General features: G+C 55.8%; 19 protein-coding genes and 4 pseudogenes. 7 read left to right on the top strand and 16 right to left on the bottom strand.

Going from position 1 to position 23,112, the window contains the following annotated elements; translation table 11 throughout:
- Window positions 1-91: 91 nt before the first annotated feature.
- From JCM15764_RS17185 to JCM15764_RS17205, 7 genes and pseudogenes are all read right to left on the bottom strand, one after another.
- Window positions 92-1,282, bottom strand: coding sequence for a thiolase family protein (locus tag JCM15764_RS17185; protein WP_054697928.1), 1,191 nt, complete (start codon window positions 1,280-1,282; stop codon window positions 92-94).
- 60 nt (window positions 1,283-1,342) lie between these two features.
- Window positions 1,343-3,293 (bottom strand): annotated as a pseudogene (locus tag JCM15764_RS17190) (solute symporter family protein).
- Complete coding sequence (locus JCM15764_RS17195) at window positions 3,290-3,613, bottom strand: DUF485 domain-containing protein (RefSeq protein ID WP_054697931.1); 324 nt, start codon at window positions 3,611-3,613, stop codon at window positions 3,290-3,292. The pseudogene JCM15764_RS17190 and the gene JCM15764_RS17195 overlap by 4 nt, the downstream one beginning before the upstream one ends.
- A gap of 57 nt (window positions 3,614-3,670) precedes the next feature.
- The gene (locus tag JCM15764_RS30655; RefSeq protein WP_500778436.1) at window positions 3,671-4,312 is read right to left on the bottom strand and encodes an acetyl-CoA hydrolase/transferase C-terminal domain-containing protein; all 642 of its coding nucleotides are present in this window, start codon (window positions 4,310-4,312) and stop codon (window positions 3,671-3,673) included.
- 300 nt (window positions 4,313-4,612) lie between these two features.
- Window positions 4,613-5,262, bottom strand: a pseudogene (locus JCM15764_RS30660) (sugar phosphate isomerase family); the annotation flags it as partial.
- A gap of 275 nt (window positions 5,263-5,537) precedes the next feature.
- Window positions 5,538-5,930: an AAA-type ATPase lid domain-containing protein gene (locus JCM15764_RS24750; RefSeq protein WP_243689292.1), complete on the bottom strand. Its 393-nt coding sequence runs from the start codon at window positions 5,928-5,930 to the stop codon at window positions 5,538-5,540.
- Window positions 5,931-6,029: 99 nt separating this feature from the next.
- Window positions 6,030-7,528, bottom strand: a pseudogene (locus JCM15764_RS17205) (sigma 54-interacting transcriptional regulator); the annotation flags it as partial.
- Between the two features lie 199 nt (window positions 7,529-7,727).
- Here JCM15764_RS17205 and JCM15764_RS17210 point away from each other — a divergent pair.
- The 7 genes from JCM15764_RS17210 to JCM15764_RS17240 all read left to right on the top strand — a co-directional run bounded on the left by JCM15764_RS17210 (window position 7,728) and on the right by JCM15764_RS17240 (window position 14,560).
- A complete protein-coding gene (locus JCM15764_RS17210) occupies window positions 7,728-8,771 on the top strand; it encodes an MBL fold metallo-hydrolase (RefSeq protein ID WP_054697934.1) in 1,044 nt (347 codons plus the stop codon).
- A gap of 92 nt (window positions 8,772-8,863) precedes the next feature.
- The gene (locus JCM15764_RS17215) at window positions 8,864-9,742 is read left to right on the top strand and encodes an AAA family ATPase (protein ID WP_054697937.1); all 879 of its coding nucleotides are present in this window, start codon (window positions 8,864-8,866) and stop codon (window positions 9,740-9,742) included.
- Window positions 9,743-9,773: 31 nt separating this feature from the next.
- A complete protein-coding gene (locus JCM15764_RS17220; RefSeq protein ID WP_243689294.1) occupies window positions 9,774-10,961 on the top strand; it encodes a VWA domain-containing protein in 1,188 nt (395 codons plus the stop codon).
- Between the two features lie 71 nt (window positions 10,962-11,032).
- Window positions 11,033-12,229, top strand: coding sequence for a Fic family protein (locus tag JCM15764_RS17225; protein WP_054697940.1), 1,197 nt, complete (start codon window positions 11,033-11,035; stop codon window positions 12,227-12,229).
- 429 nt (window positions 12,230-12,658) lie between these two features.
- Window positions 12,659-13,066, top strand: coding sequence for a hypothetical protein (locus JCM15764_RS17230; protein ID WP_054697943.1), 408 nt, complete (start codon window positions 12,659-12,661; stop codon window positions 13,064-13,066).
- A gap of 135 nt (window positions 13,067-13,201) precedes the next feature.
- The gene (locus tag JCM15764_RS17235; protein WP_243689309.1) at window positions 13,202-13,981 is read left to right on the top strand and encodes a helix-turn-helix domain-containing protein; all 780 of its coding nucleotides are present in this window, start codon (window positions 13,202-13,204) and stop codon (window positions 13,979-13,981) included.
- A gap of 117 nt (window positions 13,982-14,098) precedes the next feature.
- Window positions 14,099-14,560: a pyridoxamine 5'-phosphate oxidase family protein gene (locus JCM15764_RS17240; RefSeq protein ID WP_243689295.1), complete on the top strand. Its 462-nt coding sequence runs from the start codon at window positions 14,099-14,101 to the stop codon at window positions 14,558-14,560.
- 241 nt (window positions 14,561-14,801) lie between these two features.
- Here JCM15764_RS17240 and JCM15764_RS17245 read toward each other — a convergent pair whose 3' ends face one another.
- The 9 genes and pseudogenes from JCM15764_RS17245 to JCM15764_RS17280 all read right to left on the bottom strand — a co-directional run bounded on the left by JCM15764_RS17245 (window position 14,802) and on the right by JCM15764_RS17280 (window position 23,087).
- Window positions 14,802-15,215 (bottom strand): acyl-CoA thioesterase, encoded by a 414-nt coding sequence (locus JCM15764_RS17245; RefSeq protein WP_243689296.1) that lies wholly within the window; start codon window positions 15,213-15,215, stop codon window positions 14,802-14,804.
- Entirely contained in the window at window positions 15,212-15,514 is a 303-nt protein-coding gene (locus tag JCM15764_RS24755; RefSeq protein WP_243689297.1) for an MFS transporter, read from the bottom strand. Before JCM15764_RS24755 ends, JCM15764_RS17245 begins: the two co-directional genes overlap by 4 nt.
- Window positions 15,499-16,413: an MFS transporter gene (locus JCM15764_RS17250; protein ID WP_243689298.1), complete on the bottom strand. Its 915-nt coding sequence runs from the start codon at window positions 16,411-16,413 to the stop codon at window positions 15,499-15,501. Before JCM15764_RS17250 ends, JCM15764_RS24755 begins: the two co-directional genes overlap by 16 nt.
- Before the next feature lie 32 nt (window positions 16,414-16,445).
- Window positions 16,446-17,705: a putative nucleotidyltransferase substrate binding domain-containing protein gene (locus tag JCM15764_RS17255; protein WP_243689299.1), complete on the bottom strand. Its 1,260-nt coding sequence runs from the start codon at window positions 17,703-17,705 to the stop codon at window positions 16,446-16,448.
- Between the two features lie 202 nt (window positions 17,706-17,907).
- Entirely contained in the window at window positions 17,908-18,948 is a 1,041-nt protein-coding gene (locus JCM15764_RS17260; RefSeq protein ID WP_054697951.1) for a TRAP transporter substrate-binding protein, read from the bottom strand.
- A 20-nt stretch (window positions 18,949-18,968) separates the two neighbouring features.
- Window positions 18,969-20,299 (bottom strand): annotated as a pseudogene (locus tag JCM15764_RS28740) (TRAP transporter large permease).
- Window positions 20,296-20,838: a TRAP transporter small permease gene (locus JCM15764_RS17270; RefSeq protein ID WP_054697954.1), complete on the bottom strand. Its 543-nt coding sequence runs from the start codon at window positions 20,836-20,838 to the stop codon at window positions 20,296-20,298. The pseudogene JCM15764_RS28740 and the gene JCM15764_RS17270 overlap by 4 nt, the downstream one beginning before the upstream one ends.
- Before the next feature lie 262 nt (window positions 20,839-21,100).
- Window positions 21,101-22,450, bottom strand: a complete 1,350-nt coding sequence (locus tag JCM15764_RS17275; protein WP_054697957.1) for a DcaP family trimeric outer membrane transporter — start codon at window positions 22,448-22,450, stop codon at window positions 21,101-21,103.
- A gap of 88 nt (window positions 22,451-22,538) precedes the next feature.
- Window positions 22,539-23,087, bottom strand: a complete 549-nt coding sequence (locus JCM15764_RS17280) for a hypothetical protein (protein WP_054697959.1) — start codon at window positions 23,085-23,087, stop codon at window positions 22,539-22,541.
- Between the last annotated feature and the right edge of the window lie 25 nt (window positions 23,088-23,112).

The following is a 23,112-nucleotide window of genomic DNA, read 5'->3' on the forward strand; positions in this document are numbered from 1 at the left end:
CCCCCCCTTTATGTTCTCCGGAGAGGGAACTTAATGCTCCCCTCCCTTTATGTACCCGCAGCATAAAGGAGGGGCTGGGGGAGGGCCGCTTTCAGCTTACCTTCAGCACCACCGAGGCGGCGGTGTCGCCGGCGGCGCAGCCGGAGAAGAGGAGATACCCTCCACCTTTTGTGGCCAGTTCCTCGATTCCTTCGATCATCAGCCTGGCGCCGGTGGGGGCCTGGGGATGACCATAGATGAGGGAGGAGCCGTAGTTGTTCATGGCGTTCACATCCATGCCCAGCTCCTTGGCCATGGCCAGGTCATTGGCGGCAAAGGGGTTGTGGGTCTTCACCGCCTTGATGTCCCCGACCTTGATACCCGCCTTGTCCAGGGCCATCTTTGCCGACGGAGCGACGGCAGCCGCCATGTGCGCCTTTTTAGTGCGGGCGTAGCCGAAGGAAACGAGCTGGACCTCGATGCCGGGGTTGGCGCTCATTTCCTTTGCCTTCTCCCGGGTGGTGACGCAGATGCCGCAATTGCCATCGGCGGGGAAGGTCTGGGCGCCGAAGGTGAGGACGCCATCGGGCAGCACCGGCTTGAGGCCGGCCAGTCCTTCTTTTGTGGTGGCCATAACCCCTTCGTCTGCTTCCAGGGTAATAGTCTTCTTTTTCGAGATCTGGACTTCCACCGGGAACATATAGCGTTTCTGGAACTCCCGGTCGCCGGCCAGGGCCTGTTGGTACTGCTCGTAACGCCTGAGGGTCAGCTCGTCGCACTGCTCGCGGGTGATGCCGAAGTCCTTAGCCACGTTCTCGGCGGTGCGGATCATGGCTTCCCCGGCCCAAGGATCTTTGTTCACGTTGTCCATGAACCAGTCTTCGGCGATGGGCTTGCCACCGGGGCCGGCTGGGTTCGGCCAGACGGCATGGGGACCATTGGAACAGCGGTCAGCCATAAGGCACCAGCTGTTACCGAACATGCCGGTTTCGACGCCCATTCCTGCCTGGTAGAGGGAAAAAGCGGAGGTTGAGCAGGCCTGGGTGATGAGTACGCCGGGAGAGCTTTCTGCCCCCATCATTGCCGCGGCCCACGGGCCGCTGTAGAACCACTGCTGCTGATAGACGGTGCTGCCGACCAGGACATATTCAATAGTCTTCGGGTCCCACCCCTTGCTCTCGAAAAATCTCTTGGAGGTGGCAGCGCCAAGAACGATGGAATGCTCGTTTGCCAGGGTCCCCTGCCACTTGGCGAAGGGGGTGCTGTAGTAACCGCGGTAGGGGATGTAGGCTTTGGTTAACATGTGTATCTCCTTGCTGTTTGGAATAACTTCCCACTGATGGGGAAGCCGTCATGAACGGAATTAATGATCACTGGCGTCGGCCATGCCGTAACCTGTATTCTGCCGGATATACAGCTCATCGAACATCTCCTCTTCCCGGCGACTGCCGAAGAGGAAGGTGCCGGCGATGGCGGCCAGGAAGCCGACCGGCACCGAGAGGATGGCCGGATTCTTCAAGGGGAAGAGCGGTGCATCGAGACCGACCAGGGACTTGCCGTCCTTGTTCTTTTCATAGTCAGCCCGCGCCTTCACCAGAGCCTTCGAGTCCTTGTCGGCCAGCACCATCGGATGCCTGTTTCTTCTCCAACTGCTCGACGATTTTTTTCGCGTCGGCAGCGATCTTTTTCGGATAGGTCATGGTGGGAGAAACCAGGACGACGCCGATGGCGAAAATGGCGCCGACGCTGAGGCCGGTGACGATACCCCCGGCATTGAAGCGCTTCCAGAAGAGGGCGAAGAGGATCACCGGGAAGTTGCTGGAGGCGACCACGGCAAAGGCGAGCACCACCAGGTGGGCGATGTTTTGCTTTTCGCAGGCGATGCCCAGGACAATGGCAATGGCGCCGATGAAAAAGGCGGAGATCCTGGCAATCTTCATCTGTTCCCGCTGGTCGGGCTTGCCGTCCTTGAGGACATTGACGTAGAAGTCATGGGCGACGGCGGCGGAGACCGCCAGGATCAGCCCGGAAACCACGGCGATAATGGTGGAGAAGGCAACGGCACAGACGAAGGCGAGGAAAATGTCGCCGCCGAGGGTACCTGCGCCGCCACCCACAAACTGGGCGATCATCGGGGCTGCCATGTTGCCTCCCTTATCGACAGCCGTGATCTGCTGGGGGGTAATGAACAACGCGGCGCCAAAGCCGATCATCGTCACCATGATCATGAAGCGCCGATGAGCACCATGGAGATGACGACGCTTTTGCGCGCTGCCTGGGCGTTGGGAACGGTAAAAAAGCGCATCATGATGTGGGGCAGCCCGGCAGCGCCGAGGGCGAAGGCTATGCCCAGCGATATCTGGTCCAGCGGGTCCTTGAGGATCAATCCCGGCTCAAGGAAGCGCTGGCCGTAATCAAAACCGGGCTGGGGAGTGGCATGCTTCAGCAGTCCGCGGACATGCTCCTGAATGGCCGGGCTGGAAGCTACCGCATCATAGAAGGCGAAGAGATTGAAGCCGAATTTTCCCAGCATCAGCACCGTGATGGTGACACCGCTCAGGACGAGGAGAAATGCCTTGATTATTTGCACCCAGGTGGTGGCCTTCATGCCGCCGAAGGTAACATAGAGGATCATCAGGCGCCGACGCCGATGACGGAAACACTGTAGGGGATGCCCAGCAGCAGCTGCATCAGTTTGCCGGCGCCTACCATTTGCCCTAAAAGATAGAAGGTGGAGACCACCACCGCCGACAGGGCAGCCGTGCCGCGGACTACCTTTGAAGCAGATCGCAGGGAAAGAATGTCTCCCAGGTATATTTGCCAGCATTGCGGCATGGCTCGGCGATGACCAGCAGGATAGTGACAAAGGAGAAGAAAGGTCCCACCGCATACATGAAGCCGTCGGCGCCGAAAACGGAGGTAATGCCGGCGATGCCGAGGAAGGTGGCGGCCGAGAGGTAATCGCCGGCAATGGCCCAGCCGTTCTGGAACCCGGAAATTCCACCGCCGGCGGCATAGTAGTCGGCGGTGGTCCTGGTGCTTTTTGCTGCCCGGACGACGATATAGCCGGTAAAGAGGATGATTGCCACAAACATGGTCAGGGTAATGGCCTTGTTTGTCTTTACCTCGCTTGCCAGAGGGGCGGCGGTTCTGGTGGTGACCGGGTCCTTTGCGGAAGGGGCAACTGCTGCTGAAAGAGGGACAGGCCCGGCGCTTGTGGAAGTGGCTACCTTTGCCGGCTCATGGGACGGCGCGGCGTAGCAGAGCGGAGCAATGGTCATGCACAGGATCAATGGAATCAATAAACGTTTCATGCCTGACCTCCTCCGTTAATATCTGCCAGCACCTCTTTTGTCAGTGGGTCGAAATAGGTGTTGGCCCGGTGGGTATAGATGATGGCAATTGCCCAGGTCATGATAAATTCGAAGAGGCAGAAGAAGTAGGTTACATTAAGCCGACCCAGAAGCTTCATCTTCATGAAATCCGGCGCATAGCCGGCGCAGATGGGAAGCAGGTAGAACAAGATGGAGCCAATGCACCACAGGGTGAGGAGAAAGGATTTCTTTCTGCTGTGCAGCTCGATAAATTTCGGCATGTTTGCCAGTTTTGCCCAATCTTTGCCAATTGCTGTCATGAATAACTCCTTCTCATAAATTCAGCCCATTACAGTATTGATTGCTTCTTCCCCTGGTCAGTCCCAGTTTTCCAGCTTCATGGTCCCTTTTTCCTCCAGGTTCCGGTACATCTTGAAAACCTTATGGAGCATGTGCGGCTCATGGGCACTGTTACTGGCCAGGCATTCCTTCAGCGCACGATGGAAATAGTCCTGCAAGAGCGGCTTGTACTCGGGATGGGCGCATTTATCGATGATCCTCAACGCCCTTTCCCTTGGTGACAGGCCGCGCAGGTCGGCAAGACCCTGTTCGGTGACCAGGACGTCCATGTCGTGTTCGGTATGGTCCACATGGGTTACCATGGGCACCACGCAGCTGATGCCGTGGAGGTCCGCCTGGGATGGGCGGGTGGAAGGAGTGTGCATGATGGACAGGTAGGCATTGCGCATGAAGTCGCCGGAGCCGCCGACCCCGTTGAGCAGGCGCGAGCCGTTGACGATGGAGGAATTGACGTGGGCGTAGATGTCGAACTCCACCGGGGTGTTCATGGAAATGAGACCAAGGCGTCGTACCGGCTCGGCATGGTTGGTGATCTGGATGGGCCGCAGCAGAGTCCGCGATGTATATTTGTCCCAATTGGCCAGAAGGCGCTTGATACCGCTGTCCGACAGGGAGAAGGAGGCGGTGGTCACGTAGTCGAGCTTTCCCGAATCGAACATGTCCAGCAGGTTGTCCTGAAAGACCTCGGTCCAGACATTGAGGTTCTCGAAGGGACTGGTAAGCAGCCCGCCAATGACCGCATTGGCAATGGAACCGACGCCGGACTGGAGCGGCAGCAGGTTTTTCGGCAGCCGGCCGTTTTTCACCTCGAACTGCAGGAAATCGATGATGTGGTTGGCGATCAGCACCGAATTGCCGTCCGGCGCCCCCAGGGGCCGTCCCACCGGGTCTCTGTAGGACTCGACTATGGCCACGATCTTGTCGGGATTGCAAGGAATGCTGGTGGTGCCGATCCGGTCTTTTACACTGAGGATGTTGTAGACCTGCTTGTTTGGGGGGAGGGTGACGCCGACGCAGTCATGGAGCCCTTCCAGGGAAGGGATCTTGCTGTTGATCTCGATAATGATCTTGTCTGCCCGCTCGACGATTTCGGCAATGATGCCGACCGCCAGGGTCGGCACGATGCTCCCGTCTTCGGTGATGCAGCTCGCTCGATGATGCCGATGTCGATCTTGCCGCCGTTGTCCAGGGTGTAGTAACCATAGCCGAAATCCTGGGCATACATTGACAGGTAGCGGTCGCCGTAAGCGATCTCGCCGGCGTTGATCGCCTTGCGGATGGCATTCCCCTGCTGATGTGGCCAGCGGCGGCCAAGCATTCCCAGCTTCGCCCAGCGGTCATCCACATCGGTGCCGATTGAGGCGCCGGTGTAGACGTTGAACTTCATTTTGCCGATACCATGTTTTTCCACATGGTCTGCCAGCAGTGCCGGAACGGTTTTCGGGTGCCCTTCGGCAAAGCCCGAAAATCCCAGATACATACCATCCTTGAAAAATTGGAGCGTATCTTCCGCATCCATAATCTTGCCGAAAAGGGCAGGATTTCGAATTCGCTTCAAAAACTCGCTTTCCTGTTTAACCGCCAGTTGGTTCATTTCTCGTTCTCCCATTTACAGGTGACATGGAATATTATCATTATGCAAACACTGTTTTGCACAATGCATTCCATTGAGAGATCTTGTTAAAATGATGGCTGCAAACAGCGTGATATTGGTGAGTTAGAAGATAAAATAATATTTTGTAAGGCAAGGGTAGAGGTGTATCTACGAAATATCGGATGATGGTGCAGACGGCAGAGGTCTTATCCTTATGGCAACGGGAGGTAACTGTGTGAAAGCGGAAGAAAATCAGGCGGGCAAAAATAACCTCCGATATTTCGGAGACGTTACGATATTTCGGAGGGTGACAGGCAGCGCTTGATACCCAGCTTTTTCATTCTCGATTCCAGGGTGGTCGGCTTGAGTCCCAGAAGTTCAGCAGCGCCGCTCTTGCCGCGGATGCGCCAGCCTGTTTTTTCCATGATGGAAAGGATATGCAGCTGTTCCACCTCTTTAAGCAGTGCTGCCCTGGCTATAGTTGTCGAGGTACCGTCAGGAATATCAATCTCAAGGACCGGGCCGTTGCTGAGGATCATGGCCCGTTCCACCATGTTGCGCAGTTCACGGATATTCCCCGGCCAGGTGTAATGCACCAGTGCATCCATGTTTTTTTTCGGCACCCGCTCGATGGCCTTGCCGAAAGCACCGGCAAATTCCTTGACCATGGCCGAGACGAGCAAAGGAATATCCTCCTTGCGCTCCCGTAGCGGAGGGACCGAAATGGGGAAAACGTTCAGCCGATAGTAGAGATCCTCCCTGAATCGCCCCTCCTTGACTTCCCTGGCCAGTCCCGGTTGGTGGCGGCAATGACGCGGGTATCGACGTCGATGGGCCTGGTGCTGCCGAGTCTTTCAAACTGCCCCTCCTGAAGAACTCTGAGCAGCTTTGACTGAAGGTCGAGGGGCAGCTCCCCGATTTCGTCCAGGAAAATGGTCGAGCCGTTGGCGGCTTCAAAACGTCCAACATGCCTTGCCGCGGCTCCTGTGTAAGCCCCTTTTTCATGGCCGAACAGTTCGGTTTCGATCAGGGTGGCCGGCAGGGCGGCGCAGTTCACCTTGATCATGGAGCGTTCCCGGCGTCCGCTCAGGTTATGGATGGCGCGGGCCAGCAGTTCCTTTCCCGTACCGGTTTCCCCCAGAAGGAGGACGGTGGAGTCGGTATGGGCCACCTGTTGCAGTTGCCGCAGCACGCCGCGGATAGCCGTCGATTGGCCGATGATATCGTCCGGCTTGTACTCGATGTCGATCTGGTCGCGAAGATAGATATTTTCAGCTTCGAGCCGGTCTTTCAGGGTCTTGATTTCCGCCAGGGCGTGCTGAATCTTCTGATCCGCCCGTTTCCGCTCCAGGGCATTGGCAAAAATCTCCCACAGGATGCGCAGGCGCTGAATGAGATCGTCGGGCCAGGCCCGGATGACGCTGTACGAGACAAAGGTGATGAATCCTTCGACCACACCGCCAACGCGGGAGGGAATGAACATGATCGAACGGATGCCCCCCCGCTCGCGACAGTATTCCTTTTCCCGCCGAAACCTTTCCGGCAATTCGTCGATGTCGGAGATCTTGAAAATCTCACCGGATTTGACCAGGGCGTTCCAGACCGGCACCATCCCGGGGGGGAGCACGGCGAGGGGAGCTTTGATGCCGGGGAGTTCATAGGAATGGGTGCAGATCATCTCGCCGGTGTCGGGATGGACCCTCCAGACGGTACTGCGGTCGAAACCGAGGAAGTCGACAATCTTCTGCAGTCCCTGGACGATCTTGCTGTCAACTTCACTGACCGGTACGTTGATAAAGGTTGTGGAAAGTGTCGAGAGAAGCGATTCGAATTGCAGCCGCTCAATCTGCGCTGCTTCTCTCAGCTTCTGCTCCGTAACGTCCAGTACGACGAGGCTGACACCCAGCACTTCGCCATCATCGGCGTTAAGGGGGTAGCAGCGGACCTGCCAGGTGTTGTCCATTGTCGTGTGGGCTGCGGCGGTGCTGTGTATGTCTACCGCCAGTTCGAAGAACGGCCTGTTGTCCCTCATGACGCGGAACAGAATGGGCTCCATGGCCAGGGCGATCTGCGGGTTTATATCTTCGATGCTTCTTCCGGCATGTTGCTCGACGGGCTTGCCATCAATCTTTGCCAGCTGCCCATTGACGTGTATGAAGTGCAGCTCCCTGTCAAGGACGGCAAAACCAAACTGCAAATCGGCAAACAAATCTTCAAGCTCCCGGAATTTTTCCAGAAAGAAATCAGATGCGCTCTTCATTCGTCGGCCTTTCACTTGCATGAGTGAACCAGTCCTTTGCGGATATATAAAGTCGTTCTACATCAAACATGGTGTGGGTCGTGCAATTTCAGCTTGTGCCATTTCCTGCATTATGATACCAGTTTAGAATAAAAGCAAACCGTTTTATATTTACTCCCTTGCCATCCGAGCGAGGAAGTCTCGCTGAAGTTGAAGCTGTATATCAGCAGTAGGACATACTATGACAGAGCAACATGTTGCCGTTTCATCCCCGGCGCCCCTGACATTTCCCTATGACGCCCCCCAGTCCAAGGCAGAGCTGGTAGATATCAGCCCGGAAATCAAGTGGCTTCGCATGCCCATGCCCTATGCCCTCGATCACGTGAATATCTACCTGCTGCAGGTTGGGGGAGGGTGGCTGATAATAGATACCGGCCTCGATTCGACTGAGGCGCGGGAAATATGGGAGGAGGTATTTTCCGGGCCGCTGCGCGGTGAGAAGGTGGTGGGCGTATGCTGCACCCACTATCATGTGGACCATCTAGGATTGGCAGGTTACCTGACGGAGCGGTGGCGGGTGCCGCTGTTCATCACCTACGAGGAATACTTCACCCTGCGTGGCTGGCCCGACCTGGTAACGGTGCCCTGGCAGCACGCGGAATTCTTCCAAAGAGCCGGCTTCCCGCAGGAACGGCTGCAGGAGACCCTGGTGATGTTTCAGTTTTTTCCCGAGATTTCGCCGATGCCGCCGTCCTTTATCCGTTTGCAGGAGGGAAGCATTCTTCCAATTTGCAAGGACTGGCGGGTCATTATCGGCCGGGGGCATTCACCTGAACATGCCCTGCTGTTCTCTGGGGATCGTGGAGTTCTTATATCCGGCGATCAGCTCCTGCCAACCATCACCACCAATGTATCGGTCAGCGTCATGAACCCGGAGGACGACCCGCTCAGCCACTGGCTTGTTTCCCTCGACCGTCTCGCTGGGATTCCCGACGAGGTCCTGGTGCTTCCCGGGCACGGGCTCCCCTTCCGCGGGGCGAGGAAGCGGGTTGCGGAGTTGCAGAGCCATCATCAGCGAAGGTTCCAGGTGATACGGGATGCCTGTTCCGACAGGGAGCTGTCTGCCTATGAGCTGGTGCAGGTCATGTATCCCGCCCCTCTTTCCGATTTTGATCTGCAACTGGCACTGGGGGAATGTCTTGCCCATGTGCGCTATCAGATTGCAGGCGGGGGATTGACGGTGAGGCTTGATGGGGGCGGGGTCAACCGTTACAGAACACTTTGACGGAGCAGTTTGTTGACAGTAAAAGGGTAAAATGGTACTTTTTTACATGTTTGAAATAGGTATACTTTAAATCACCTAAAGGAGAGATCGCTATGGGCAATCTCCAGTTTCATCAATTCCGCGGCACCGAGGGTTATGTGGCCTCCAGGGCGCTGCAGGACGTGGTCAATGTGGCCATTGCCCTGGAGCGGCCGCTTCTGCTCAAGGGGGAGCCGGGTACCGGCAAGACGCTCCTCGCCCATCACATTGCCGAGGCTCTTGACATGGAAATCATTCTCTGGAATGTGAAATCCACCACCAAGGCCCGTGACGGCCTCTATACCTATGACACGGTCCAGCGCCTCAACGATGCCCGCTTTGGCGACGGCGATGTGAAGGACATCCGCCATTACATCAAGTACGGTCCCCTGGGGCGGGCCTTTGCCAGCGGCAAGCGGGTGGTGCTCCTCATCGACGAGGTGGACAAGGCGGACATCGAGTTTCCCAACGACCTCCTCTTCGAGTTGGACGAGATGCGCTTTCACGTCCTGGAGACCGATGAGTGGGTGAAAGCCGACCAGCGGCCGGTGGTCATCGTCACTTCCAATTCGGAAAAAGAGCTGCCGGATGCCTTCCTGCGACGTTGTGTCTTTCACTATATCGACTTTCCGGACGAGGCACAGATGCGGGCCATTATCGAGGTCCACTTCCCCGATCTTGGCGTGGAACTGATGGCCAAGGCCTGCAAAATCTTCTTTGGCCTGCGCGAGGTGCCGGGGCTGCGCAAACGGCCATCCACCTCCGAGCTTCTTGACTGGATCCGCGTTCTTTTGGCCAGTGGAGCAAAACTGCCCGAGGGGGATGTCCCATCCCTGGAATCGGTGCCGTTTCTCGGTGCACTGGTCAAGATGCAGGAGGATACGGAGACCCTTTCCCGTCACGCCAACCGACCGGCCGATGTGCGTACCGCGGGCCGCCGCTTTTTCAGCTGATGTTTCTGGCGCTATATCATTCACTGCGGGCGTGAAGGTACCGGTCAGCCTTACCGAGTGGCTTACCCTGCTGGAAGGGCTGGCGAAGGGGCTGCATAATGACAGCCTTGAGGATTTCTACTATCTCTCCCGCAGCCTGCTCGTCAAGGACGTGGCCTATTACGACGCCTTCGACCAGGCCTTTGCCTACTGCTTTAAGGAGGGAGCCCTACCCGACGACCTGGCAACCAGGGAAAAGATCCTGGAATGGCTGCAGGACCCGCGAATGCCAAGGCCCTTCTCCCAGGAAGAGCTGGACCGGCTCAAGGCGCTCCCCCTGGATGAGCTGTTGCGGCAGCTGGAAGAACGGTTGCGTGACCAGAAGGAGGCGCACAATGGGGGAAAAAAATGGATCGGCAGCGGCGGTACGAGTCCTTATGGCATCAACGGCAGCCATCCATCGGGCATTTCCTTTTCTGCGGAGCGACAGGGGGGACGGGCGGCGCTGCAGGCCTTTGCCCGCCGCTACCGGAACCTGCGCAATGACCTGACCCTGGACGTGCGCCAGATCGGTGTCGCCCTGAAAAGGCTACGTGATTTGCGGGATTCGGGCGCAGAGGAGATCCTGGACATGGACGCCACCATCGACAAGACCTGCAGGAATGCCGGAGAAATCGACCTGATCTTCGGCCGTGAGCGGGAGAATCAGGTGCGCCTGCTCCTGGTGATGGACTCGGGGGGCTCCATGGAACCGTACCGGGACCTTTCCGAGCGGCTCTTCTCGGCGGCCCACGGGCTCAACCATTTTAAGGACTTCCGAGCCTTCTACTTCCACAACTGTGTCTATGAAAATCTCTATACAAACCTGAATACGGACGAATTCGTGCCGACTGCCGAGGTGCTCCGGGAGTACGGCAAGAACTACCGCCTGGTCATCGTCGGCGACGCCGCCATGTCCCCCTACGAGCTGATGACCCCCCACGGCACCCTGGAGCGCTACCGGACCAGCAACGTCACCGGTCACGAATGGCTCTGCCAGCTCTCCGACGCCTTCCCCAAGCGCGCCTGGTTGAACCCCTCCCGAAACCTACTGGAACCAGTACGAAACCGTTCCCACCGTTGCCGGCCTATTCCCCATGTTCCCCATGACCCTGGAAGGGCTGGGGAGAGCAGTAAGGCAGCTGCACTGACGCTAATCCCATCTTCCTTCCCGAGTCTCTGTCCGGAGCAAAACTTTTAATAACGTTGTTGCTTATTTAAAGTTTCTGGCGTAATTTTAAATAAAAAAATTAGTTGTTAAAGGTTTTGCTTATGCGCAAGAGTGATTTAAGTCCAGAGCGGCGAGGGTTACTTGTCCCTGTCAAGGAGTATCCCGGCAGCTTTGCCCTGGTTCCCCCTCCCACCCCTCGTGCCCGTGATCTGGTCGGATTACAAGGACTGGAGGATAAACTGGTCAGGGCTCGCGAGGCTCTTAACACATTGCAACGGTTATCGGCGGTGCTGCCGAATCCGGATCTGGTTACAAGGACTGCCGATCGCCGGGAGGCGGTCAGAAGCAGCCAGATTGAGGGAACCCAGTCGGGAATCAACGATCTTCTTTCATTCGAGGCGACCGGTAGCGATGAGGGCTTGCCACCGGACGTTCAAGTAACGAAAAATTACGTATATGCACTTGAGTATGGCCTGGAGCAGGTACGGGAGAGCGGTGTTACGGCGTTCAGCTGCAGGCTCATCAAGCAGATTCACGTCCGGCTGATGGAAAAAGTTACAAGTTTTCAGGGAATTCCCGGAGAGTTCAGGGACAGGCAGAACTGGATTGGTGGAGGGTTGAAGATCGATCAGGCAAAGTTCGTTCCCCCCCCTGCCGAGTACATAGACCCCTGTATGGAGGACCTTTTCCAGGTGCTGCATTACACGCCGGAGGAGGAAGATTTCTTCGAATTTTCCATCATCACGAGGATGGCTGTCGTTCATGCCCAGTTCGAAACGATCCATCCCTTCATCGACGGCAATGGAAGGGTCGGGAGGATCCTCCTCCCACTGATGCTGGCCGCCGAGGGCCTGCCCCCGGTGTACCTGGCAGGTTACCTGAAAGAGAACCAGCGGGAATACTACGATGCACTGGCAGGGGTGCAACTGCGCGGAAGATGGGCAGAGTGGCTCCGTTTTTTTTCAGCCGGTGTGGAGGCCGCTGTTCAAGAAGCGATAGATACCTCCATTGGATTGGACGAGATAATCAAGAAATGGGAAGCGATGGTGGCAGATATGGGACTTCGACGACAGTCCGTCTTGCATAGACTTCCCAGACTCATGGCCGGTACACCTGTCCTGACTGCAAACCAGGTCAAAGAGGCTCTCAACATATCCTTCCCGTCGGCAAGTGCGGCCTTAGCGAAGTTCGAAGAAATTGGAGTTTTAGTTCAACGACAACAACATCGGCGCAACAGGTGCTTTTATGCGAAGGAAGTCATAGAGCTTCTTGACCAGGCGCCCAAGGCTTGGAGATGACTGGGGAACCATATTCCATGGACAGCTTTTGATCACCAGATACCAAGCCTAACCCAGTTGCCCCTCAAGTGTCCTTGACCCCGACCCTTTTGCCCCAAGTGGGTACCATATAAAGCAGGTGAAAGTTTTAATAATTAGTGATATCTTCGTCAACGATTATTCCGGAAACCTGGTATTGATATTGCCAGTTTGCTGGTGCAGGAAGGCTATTAACTGCTACTACTGGAAAAACAAATTGTTGGACCTGAAAAGCTTCAACGCACGCTCATGTTTATAGATGTATAAATTCGGCAAGAATGGCGAAAAAGGCAACCTTTATAATAATAGAAACCCAGAAGTTTATAGATGTAGAAATTATTTATACATTTATAACTTCCTAACTGCTCAATAGCGAGTTGGCATTAAAAAACATAAAGAGGACATTTAAAGATGAAAATTAATTTTGCTGAGTTGATGGCCCAACGGACTGACGCGGAGCTAATTGAGATTGTATCCCGCAAGACCGCAGACTATTTACCCGAGGCCCTTGCAGAGGCACAAGCTGAACTGGAAAAAAGAAAACTATCAATAACTCAGATAAATTTAGCAAATGAGTCATTGGACGCTGATGATGCGGCTAGAAAGGCAAAGGCTCTTATCCCGTTGAGCATTCGATTGAAGCTTTGGGCTTTTTTCATACCCAAGCCTGGTAACTTATTAATAGCTAAAACTTTTAAAGCAGAGGGGCATTTAAAAAAGCACGCGGATGTTATCAAATGGACAAGCTTAGGGGGCTGTTTTTACGTAACATTAATCTCACTGCTCTTCCTGCTTGCGAAGTTTGGACTCTTGAAGTAGCCCCTGAAAACAAGGCTGCAATGTCTCAGATTCGCAAGTCTTGGGCGAGAAGATGAATATCAATAAGTCATAATTCGAGGCAATGCGGGCGATCCTCTGTTCTTAGAGGATGGTCACAGGTATCACTTTTACAGGATTCTCCAGGAGGGATCTGCACGCCTCCAATATCGCATCCATGCTTTTTGCCTCATGACTAACCATGTCCACCTTCTCCTTCAGGTGTCGGACATTCCGCTCTCCCGGCTGATGCAGAATCTCATGCTGCGGTACTCGACGTGGTTTAACAGGAAACATCAACGTATTGGTCATTTATTCCAGGGAAGGTACAAGGCCATTCTAATCGATGCCGATGCTTACCTGTTGGAGCTGGTCCGGTATATACACCTGAACCCTGTGCGGGCCAGGATGCTGAAGCTGCCGGATGAGCATCCGTGGTCTGGACATCGGGCGCTACTGGGGAAAGAGGTATTGCCGTGGTATAGTACCGATTACGTACTTTCTCTTTTTGACGGCGAACTCATGACGGCATCGAAAAAATACGCAGAATTTGTCCATGACGGATTACACGAGGGGACCAGACCCGAATTCGGGTGCGGAAGTCACGAGGGGAGGCTTTTGGGCGATGATTCGTTTGCAGATGATGCACTACTGCGTGCGAAAGAGAAGCTCCCCAACCGCGTGACGCTGGACGCGGTAATATCGGAAGTTTGCAGGTGTTACGGCATATCGGAATCTGAGCTCGCCGCAGCAGGCAAGACCCGCTCCGCAAGTGAAGCACGTGCAGTTGCGGCTTATGTTACACGAGAGATCCCACATCTTTCATTGACGGAGCTGGCACAAAGAATGAGGCGGGAGGTTTCCGCAATCAGCCAGGCCGCGCGGGAGGCTGGGAGAGAAGGAGGAAGTGGGTCGTAAAGTTCTGGCAAATCTTCAAATGTCAAACATGACCCCATAGCCCCTGACCCCATAGCCCTGACCCCATAGCCCAATGACCCCATGCCCATGACCTTATCTGAAAGGAATAATGACCTAATGATGAGAAGAAGAGAAAAGGAAATTAAAGATGAAACAACGCTCAGGGCTGTTATTCGACAATCGTTAGTGTGCCGACTTGGACTGTGCGATGGTTATCGACCATATGTTGTGCCCCTCAGTTTTGGATATGAAGATGGGTATTTATATTTCCATGCAGCACACGAAGGAAAAAAAATAGAGATAATCAGGAGAAACAACTCTGTTTGCTTTGAATTTGATGCCAATGCTGAGATTGTTGAAAGCGAAGAGGCATGTGATTGGGGTATGAGATACAAAAGCGTGATAGGATTCGGAAAAGCGGTTATCGTTGATGATGTTGAAGAAAAGCGCAGAGCGCTTGAGATTATAATGAAACAGTATTCAGAGAATTCCTTTTCCTTTTCAGACCAGTCAGTTGCAAGCACAACAGTTATACAGATTGAAATTGAGAGTATGAGCGGGAAACAATCTGGATATTAGCACTGCATTCAGATAACCAAGCGCAGCAGCGGTGAAGAGAATGTAAATTGAACTGGGAAAATCACCGGGGTCAGGGAAAATCACCGGAGGAAAATCGGGGACACAATACGCTTTTTTGATGCTGTTGGAGAAGGTTTCTTGAATACAAATACTTTTATGTGAAGCTTATGCTTTCCACCAGTTTCCTCAAGTCCTCAGGACACTCAATCTTCTCTTGAAAGATAGCCGGCATGGTCCGTAATCATCCCGGGCGCCCGGCTATTAACGCTTCCTTGTGGCGCTCCAGGAGGGGGGTCTTCTGCATGGTCCGCTCATCGATGAGGACGAGGACTGATTCCACCGTGGCCAGTAGGGCATCCTGTCCAGCAATACGGAATTCGGTGGCGAGGGTGAAGGAGGTGGTGCCGATGTGCCTGGTCCAGACGGCAGCCTCGATGACATCATCGAAACGCGCCGGAGCTTTCCATGCGGTGGTCTGCTTGACCCATTGGAAGCCATATGTGCCGCTGCTGAATTCCTGGCGCAGGCCTAAGGCGCGCATGAATTCGGAGATGGCCACGGCAGTGTATTCCCCATAGCGGGCGTTGAATACAACCCGTTGCATATCACAATCAGCATAGCGGACCCGCAGGTAGTAGCGAAAATGGCTTGTCATGGGAATTCCTTTTCCGGGATTCGTTCTTTGAGATCGGCCTTTCCCGCCTGGCGCACGATGTAATAAAAAGGTGTGCAGGCAAGGGTCAGCAGCCCCAGTGAAAGATACACGTTGGCGTAACCGAAGGCAAGGATACTTCCTCCCAGGAGGTAGGCCCCCAGACCGACTCCCCCGTCCAGGCAGGTGAAGACGGTGGCGGTTACCTCACTGGCCCGGTGTGGGGGTGAGATTTGTATCGCCAGGGTCTGGATGGCGGGCACGGCCATGCCGTAACCCGTACCGATCAAGCTGCAGCCCACAGCATGCCTGCAGTAGACTGGATGCAGCCCAGTAGAAGCAGACCGGCTGCCATGGATACAATGGCAGGGTAGATTGTGGCATCGGGTCCGAAGCGATCATACATACGCCCGGTTATAAGCCGGGTGGCAACGGAGACGATCGCCATCACCACAAAAAAATAACTGGCCACGGCCGGCAGTTGCAGTTCCGCAGCATAGACCGCGACAAAGGTCAGTACCCCGCCATAGGCCATGGCAATCACCAGAACGATCAGCGATACCGGAACAGCCTTACCCTCATATAAACCTTGAAAAGAGAATCCTGGTTGAATTTGCGGTCGCTCGTCGGGGATTTTCATTGAGCAGAGAATCAGCATGCCCAGCAAACTGACCAGGGCACTAAAGACGAAAACCGCTTCATATCCCGAAGCCTGTGACAGGCTCAAGCCGATATAGGGACCTATGGCGCCACCGGCCAGCACCATGGTTGTAATATAGGCCAGTCCTTCACCTGTCCTCGACCTGGGTATCAGGCGGCTGCCCATGGCCTGGATGCCGGTATTTGCCACGGCAAAGCAGGCTCCGCTGAAAAATCTGATCAGCATGACCCCTGTCACCGTTGTGGCCGAAAGATAAAGGAGGTTGGTCGCCACGAAGAGAAATCCACTTGCCAGAAGCACGCGGCGGCTGCCGAACCGTGCTTCGAGCCGGGCTGTCTGGGCGCGGAAGAGGACAGCGGCAATAAGAAAAATGCCGTTGACGGCACCGGCGGCCTCCATTGAGCTGTGCAGCTCTTTCAGCAGGTAGACCGGCATGACCGGAAGGTACAGGGCAAAGGGGATGAAGAGAAAAAACATCCCCAGGGTGGTCAGGGTAAAGGTTCGCGACCAGAGGATTTCTTTTGTACCGGTGTGTGCCATAAGTCCCGCACTTCAGCCTGCCTGGATGCTGGTCAGCAGCTGCGATTGATAAAACGATCAGCCGAAGTCGCCATGGAAAACTCGCTGCGGATCATGTTCTGCAGGTCGTCGATGATGCCGATGGCCTTTCTCAACCGTTCCCGTTCAGGTCCCGGGAGTTCGTGTGGATTGATATAACAGGCGTCATCGATGATTCTTTTGCGCAGCCTGTTTTGCTGCAGAAGTCGATGGCCGGTGATGACATGATAGGCGTCGGCCAGCTCGCTTGCCATCTGGTCCGTCAGGCGACCTGTGTCCCTCAGCCGGTCGATCCTGGCCGGGGTGGAAGTCTCCTCTATACCCACGTGGACCGCCAGCAGCCGGATGCACATCACGAGCGGCATCCAGGCCATGACCTTGATATTGAATTCTCCCCGGTGCAGCCCGTCGGCCTCGACGACAAATCGCCTGAGGAACCCTTTGGACAGCCGCATGGAACTGACGACTCTGGCCATGTGCCTGATGGCCTGGGGGTTCTCTCTCACCCGTGACCGGACCGATTTGCCGAAGCCAAGGCCCAGATCACGGTCGCCGCAGATGAAGCGGACGTCCATCAGGGCGATGAGATTGACGATACTCTTTTCCCAGTCGCTCCTTTCCAGGCGGAGCATGTGGGAAAGTCGGCTCTCCCATTGCTGCACGGATCCACGCCATGCCTCATTGACCGGCATGATGCCGCCGCTGCATCTGCTGATGCCGACTGCCTCCAGTTTATTCACGAATACCGAGCCGAGTCTGGCGAAGTAATCGCCTGGCTCCTCCCCCATTTGCACGGATATGACTTCGCCAGAGCCATGGAGAAAGAGGTAATCCTGGTCCGAAAACAGCAGTTCTTCCCTTCGGCCGGCGCTGCCGACCGCGAAAAGCGACAGGGGGGCCTCGCAGTAGGACCCGGCGAAATAGAGCTCCCGGCGGGCCAACTCCAGCACCCGTTCTACAATCGCTTCCCTGGCGGCCGTACAGATCTCCTGAACCATCGGTGCCGAGCCTGTGGCTAGGAAAAGGTCACTGGCCACGCCGACCAGCTGTTCATTGATGGAACGCAGGACAGCCAGCTCTTCTGCAGCGGTAGCCATGGCAACCAGTGACCTAAGCTCGCCTCGGGCTATATCGATGCTACCCTGCAGCGGTTCCAGTGCCCCCCTGACCTGGGCCAGGAACTCCTCCCCCAGGGAGATATCCAGTCGGGACAGCCGTTCGCGCACTATCCGGTCCACCTGGGACAGGGACAGCTCCGTTGGGAGTCGGTCCACATTCACCTCATCGTTTTTTCATCAGGCTGTCTGTATCGTAAGTGTCACAGCCTCAATTTCAAGACATGGGTGGCAGCGTCTGCAAGAGAGCCGGTCATGGCAGTGCCTTGAACGGCAGGAGATGTGATCAGACGAATACGGGCGGGGCTTGAGCCGCCGCCCGTAGACAGACAAAATCAAATGCCCGTTTCCAGGCAGACAATCAATCATGATACTTTTTGAGCAGCGCCCTGGCATCCTTCAACAGGGCCACGCCGTTGCCCCCTTTGGCATTGACCTCCTTGATCCAGTCATTATCCACGTTTTCGCAGGCTTTCACCCAGCGCTTGTATTCGGCATCGGTCAAGACATTGAAGGTGTTGCGGCGCTCGACTGCGATCTTTCTCGCCGCCACCGTAAAGCTGTCGAAGGTCCTGCCCGCCCACTTGGATGCTGCAAGGCCACTGTTGTTGTCGATTACCTTCTTTAATTCGGGAGACAGACGGTTGTACTTGGCCGGGTTCATGGCGAAGGTGAAGATGGAGTAGGCATGCTTGGCCTGTCCGGGACCGGTTTCCGTGTGGGTTTTGCAGATTTCCTGCAGCTTGAAGGCCGTGGTTACCTCCCAGGGGATACTGGCTCCGTCCACCACGCTTTTGGCAATGGATTCGGGAACGGCCGGCGCCGGCATCTGCACCGGCACTGCGCCGAGCGCCGTCAGGGTCTTGGAGCCGATGCGGCTTGGTGCACGAAGTTTCAGCCCCTTCAGGTCTTCCAGGGTCTTGACCGATTTCTTGCCGAAGTGCATCTGGTTGCCGTCATGCAAATGGGTGAAGAGCAGCTTGGTGCCTTTGAATTCATCCTGGGCATTTTTCTGGACATATTCCCATAAGGCCTGACTCCCGCCTTCGGAACTCTTTGCCATGAACGGCAGTTCGAAGACTTCGGCCTTGGTGAAGCGTCCCGCCTGATAGGTGGGCAAGGTCCAGACGATGTCGGCTACCCCGTCACGGACCTGGTCCAGGAGTTGTGCCGGGGTACCCCCCAGCTGCATGGAAGGATAGATCTGGCACTTGAGCTTGCCACCTGACTCCTTGCTTATTTTCTCGCACCAGGGGAGGAGTATTTTTTGATGGAAATTGGAGCTGGTCGGCAGGAAATGGTGCACCTTAAGGGTTACCACGTCCGATGCGGCACCGGCCGGGACGGATACAAGCAACGTGGCGGCAATGGACAACATGATCAATTTTTTCAGCTGTTTCATGACAGGCCTCCTCTTTGGGGTCAGGGTTGGAACGTATGTACCAGGTACAGGGATATGATGGGGAAAAATAGCAACAGGGCAATGCGCACGAAATCGGAGAACAGGAACGGCATCACTCCCTTGAAAGTTTCCGTAAGGGGAACGTCCTTGGCCAGGCGGTTGATGATGTAGACGTTCATTCCCACCGGCGGGTGCACCAGGCCGATCTCTACTACCATCAGGGCCAGAATGCCGAACCAGATGGATTTGTCTTCCGGCGCCAGACCCCAGTAATTCAATCCCATGACGATGGGATAGAAGATGGGAATGGTGAGCAGGATCATGGCCAGGGAGTCCATGACGCAGCCCAGGAAGATATAGATCAAAAGGATCATGATCATGATGAGAAGGGGAGACAGACCGCAGTTCTGCACCCAGGTCGCCAGTTCGGTCGGCATCTGGGAGACGGCAAGCCCGGTGTTGAGCATGTCGGCGCCGAGCAGCACCAGGAAAATCATCGCCGTGGCCTGGGCGGTGCCGACCGCGCTTTCGATTACCCCCTGCAGACGCATGCCCCCGGTGACGACGGCGAGAATGCCGCAGGCAGCAGCGCCGATGGCAGCTGCCTCTGTGGGATTGGTCCAGCCGCCGTAGATGCCGACGATGACCACAACAAAGACAATCAGCACCGGCGTTACCAGCATCAGGCTGCGCAGGCGCTCCGACCAGGGGACGCTGGGGCCGGCCGGACCGGCGGCAGGATTGATGGTGGTGAGAATCCTGACGACGATCATATAGCCGAGCATGGCGATGATGCCCGGCAGGACCGCGGCCATGAACAGCTTGCCGATGGACTCCTGGGTGAGGATGGCGTAGATGACCAGCGGCACCGAGGGGGGATCATGATGCCCAGCGTGCCACCGGCCGCCAGGCAGCCGGTGGCGAGCGAACCTGAATAGCCGTAGCGGCGGAGTTCCGGAAGGGCAACTTGTCCCATGGTGGCGGCGGTGGCCAGTGATGAGCCGCAGATGGCGCCGAATCCGGCACATGCGCCGATGGCCGCCATGGCGATTCCCCCCTTGCGGTGCCCCATAAATGCGCTGACGCAGCGGAAGAGGGCGTTGCTGAGGCCGCCATGGGTGGCAAATTGCCCCATCAGCAGAAACAACGGGATCACCACCAGGTCGTAATTGGACAGCCTGGCATAGGCGAGGTTCTTGAGCGTGGCCATGAGCGGCTGAAGCTCGCAGCCCGAAAGAAAGAAATAACCGCCGGCGCCCACGGTGAACATGGCAATGCCGATGGGAATGCGGATGACCAGAAGGCCCATCATCACCGCGAACATGAGGAAACCGATCTGCGTGCCGCTCATAAGGACCTCCAGACGGCCAGGCGCAGCTGGTGGATGCTCATGTAAAAGCCGGCCACGGCCAGCAGTACGAAACCGGGTACCATGAGTGCCTGGGGGATCCAGACGGGCCAGCTGAGGATGGCCGAAGTTTCCCCAACCTCTTTCAGTGCCAGGGCTCCGGCGGCAGTCCGCCAGGCGATCAAGGCGCCGAACAGGCCGACCATCAGCGAACCAAGGCAATCGAGAAGCGCTACCTTGTGCGGCGCCATTTTATGGGTGAAAAAATCAACTTTGATGTCACCATGGATCAGGTGACAGTAGGCAAAAAAGGTCGACAGGGCCAGTGCTGCACACATTTGCAGGACTTCCACGTCTCCGGGTACGGCAAAGCTGAAGAGCTTGCGGCCGACAACGGAGACCAGAGACATTATCACCAGTCCCATGAAAACCAGTCCACCAGCAAGGGCAAGGGCACGCGACAATCTCAATAGCAAATTGCCGAAAGGCCCGAAACTGTCGGAGGTGGTGAAAGGGGCGTAGGATAGAGGTTCTTCGCGCATGTACTTGTTCCTCCAAGTTTGCCTGGTGATGGAAAGGCTTCGACCTTACACTTACACCATGGTCAAGCAGCTGATCTTTGAAATTCATCTGCTAAATAATGTTTAAGCTGGTAAATCGGCCCCGGGTGAAGTCTTGTGGGACATTGCTACGAGTACGGAATCAAGATGAAGCTCTGGCGTTCTTTTCACAGGGGGAGTCCGTGAAAGTGGGGGCACCCTGTGCAGAGTGCCCATGGTCATCACATTTCAAGCATTAAGAGTTTTAAAAGAAATAATAGGCAGCGAAACGGACAATATTGTTCTGACCGCTGGCGGTGGTAGCTGCGCCGGTGGTTGTGGCCATATACTGGGTTTTGTTGTGCTCGAATTCGGTGGCCAGCCTGATTGCCGCATTCAGATCATAGGTGATGTTGGCGTAGATAAGCTCGTTATACCGCTCGACTCCGTTTACGGCGCCCTGGCTGAGACCTATGGTGGCAGCGGAAAGGCCGTTGTAGTTATCGGAATTAAGCACACTGCGGCGATTGTAGCCACCGGTGATCCCCATATCCTGGGTCGGATAGAATTTGAGCTGGCCATAATAGCCGTATCCCTTGGCGCCGGTCAGGTCAGGTTTAGATCCGACAACCGACAGGGCAGTTGCCCCCTGCATGTCCATCCCTGAGGCGATGTAGGCCTGGGTCTCAAGGGACATGGTCATGGCCCGGTTTTTACCGTCCTTGGACTTGAGGAGCGGGACAAAGCCGTAGACGCCGTAGCCATACACATCAACCTGGTGGTTCCCTGCGATTTTTTGCCTGCCGCCAAGGCCGAACAGGCCAGCCTGAAGCGGACTCATGCCGAGGCCCATGAATCCGGGCGAAACACCGAGTGCTTTGCTGGAGAACATGATTTGTCCGGCTGCGTTAACGATGCTGCCGTAACCGCCAGTTTTGGAGAATGAGGCGGCAGCGACCGAAGCGCTGTCCTGGCCCGGGTTCTGGAGGGAAAGGACCAGCTTCAGGGAGTTGTCTGCGTTCAGATTGTATTTCTGGGTCAGGCGGATCTGGGGTACCCGTGGGTTGTTGGGAGCGCCGGTTGAGCTACCCTGGGAGAAATCGATGGTATCGGCTGCGGCCGGGCCGAAAACATCCCAGAACTGACCGAACAGCACCTGGGTGTTGGCCCAGTCCAGGCTGCCGTAAGCATGGCGCAGCCTGAAGTTGGGGTTTTCGTTCGTTGTGGCGGCTGAACCTCCGCCATAAAAGTCTGCCTCGACAAGGGCGTTGGTTTTTGCCCCCAGAAAGGTCGGACCCGCTACCTTGAACCAGAGCCGGGACTGCTTGGCGGTAAAGATCGATTCATCCTTGCTGCCGTTGATGGGGAGGTTTTGAAAAGCTACCGGACTGCGGGGACCGACGGCATTGGTGTTATGGGCATAGTCGAGTTTGACATAGCCGCCGACGGAAAGATTGAACTTGCTCTTTACCGGCGAAGCCATGGCGCCGTAGACACCTGGAGCCACTTCGCATGATGGTGAATAATCACAGTTGTACGGGGCTGTTTCTTCCGCCAGGGCGGGTGCTGCAAAGAGCAAGAGTGTTGCTGCCGACAAACCTAATCTTTTAATCACAGTTGCCTCCTTCATTGCATCAGTGTCTAAACGTCACTGTGGTTAATAAACTGCCTCACCAAATTTCTTCTACTGCTCCCCCTTCGTGTCAATTTCCGCCAACCAGATCGTTCATCTGTGCAGGGCCTCCCTGCTTCATGACTCCATAACCTCCTTTGCTACCGACAAAGCCAAGGACTTCAATCGTGCCCACCGCTTCACCCGGCGCCAGTCCAAGTCCTTCAACGACAGTTCCCCCACGGAATACCTTCAGTTTCTGTCCGATGTTGATTCCTGCCTCCCGGCCCAGGTTGAAGTAGACCTTGTCCTTATCCACCGCTACGACCAGTCCGAAACGGGGAATGAGTGCGGCCGGGTTGCCGCCCGGTGCAACTATGCCTGCCTCCCCGGCTGGTACAGGCGTCGAGCCCTTGATGGCCTCATAGCCTTGTTTAGCCAGCTCGCTTCCCCGGGGTACGCCGCTGTCCACATAGCTCCGCGGAACCCAGATGGTTTCGGGGGCATTGGGGGACATGGTGAAGGCAGGATTGGCCACCTCAACATAGTCACGCCTGCTGGAGGAACCGGTGTTAGTACCGGCACAGCCGGCCAGAAACAGCAGGCAGAGGGTGATCACTATCTTGTTCAAAGTCCGCATATCTTTCTCCTGTTAGCGCGTGTCG

The organism is Geotalea toluenoxydans JCM 15764, assembly GCF_001311985.1.
Lineage (GTDB): Bacteria > Desulfobacterota > Desulfuromonadia > Geobacterales > Geobacteraceae > Geotalea > Geotalea toluenoxydans.

Coding starts and splice junctions, on each gene's coding strand:
- JCM15764_RS17185 (WP_054697928.1), bottom strand. CDS start 1,282: ATGTTAACCAAAGCCTACATCCCCTACCGCGGTTACTACAGCACCCCC.
- JCM15764_RS17195 (WP_054697931.1), bottom strand. CDS start 3,613: ATGACAGCAATTGGCAAAGATTGGGCAAAACTGGCAAACATGCCGAAA.
- JCM15764_RS30655 (WP_500778436.1), bottom strand. CDS start 4,312: ATGTTCGATTCGGGAAAGCTCGACTACGTGACCACCGCCTCCTTCTCC.
- JCM15764_RS17210 (WP_054697934.1), top strand. CDS start 7,728: ATGACAGAGCAACATGTTGCCGTTTCATCCCCGGCGCCCCTGACATTT.
- JCM15764_RS17215 (WP_054697937.1), top strand. CDS start 8,864: ATGGGCAATCTCCAGTTTCATCAATTCCGCGGCACCGAGGGTTATGTG.
- JCM15764_RS17225 (WP_054697940.1), top strand. CDS start 11,033: ATGCGCAAGAGTGATTTAAGTCCAGAGCGGCGAGGGTTACTTGTCCCT.
- JCM15764_RS17230 (WP_054697943.1), top strand. CDS start 12,659: ATGAAAATTAATTTTGCTGAGTTGATGGCCCAACGGACTGACGCGGAG.
- JCM15764_RS17240 (WP_243689295.1), top strand. CDS start 14,099: ATGATGAGAAGAAGAGAAAAGGAAATTAAAGATGAAACAACGCTCAGG.
- JCM15764_RS17245 (WP_243689296.1), bottom strand. CDS start 15,215: ATGACAAGCCATTTTCGCTACTACCTGCGGGTCCGCTATGCTGATTGT.
- JCM15764_RS17250 (WP_243689298.1), bottom strand. CDS start 16,413: ATGGCACACACCGGTACAAAAGAAATCCTCTGGTCGCGAACCTTTACC.
- JCM15764_RS17260 (WP_054697951.1), bottom strand. CDS start 18,948: ATGAAACAGCTGAAAAAATTGATCATGTTGTCCATTGCCGCCACGTTG.
- JCM15764_RS17270 (WP_054697954.1), bottom strand. CDS start 20,838: ATGCGCGAAGAACCTCTATCCTACGCCCCTTTCACCACCTCCGACAGT.
- JCM15764_RS17280 (WP_054697959.1), bottom strand. CDS start 23,087: ATGCGGACTTTGAACAAGATAGTGATCACCCTCTGCCTGCTGTTTCTG.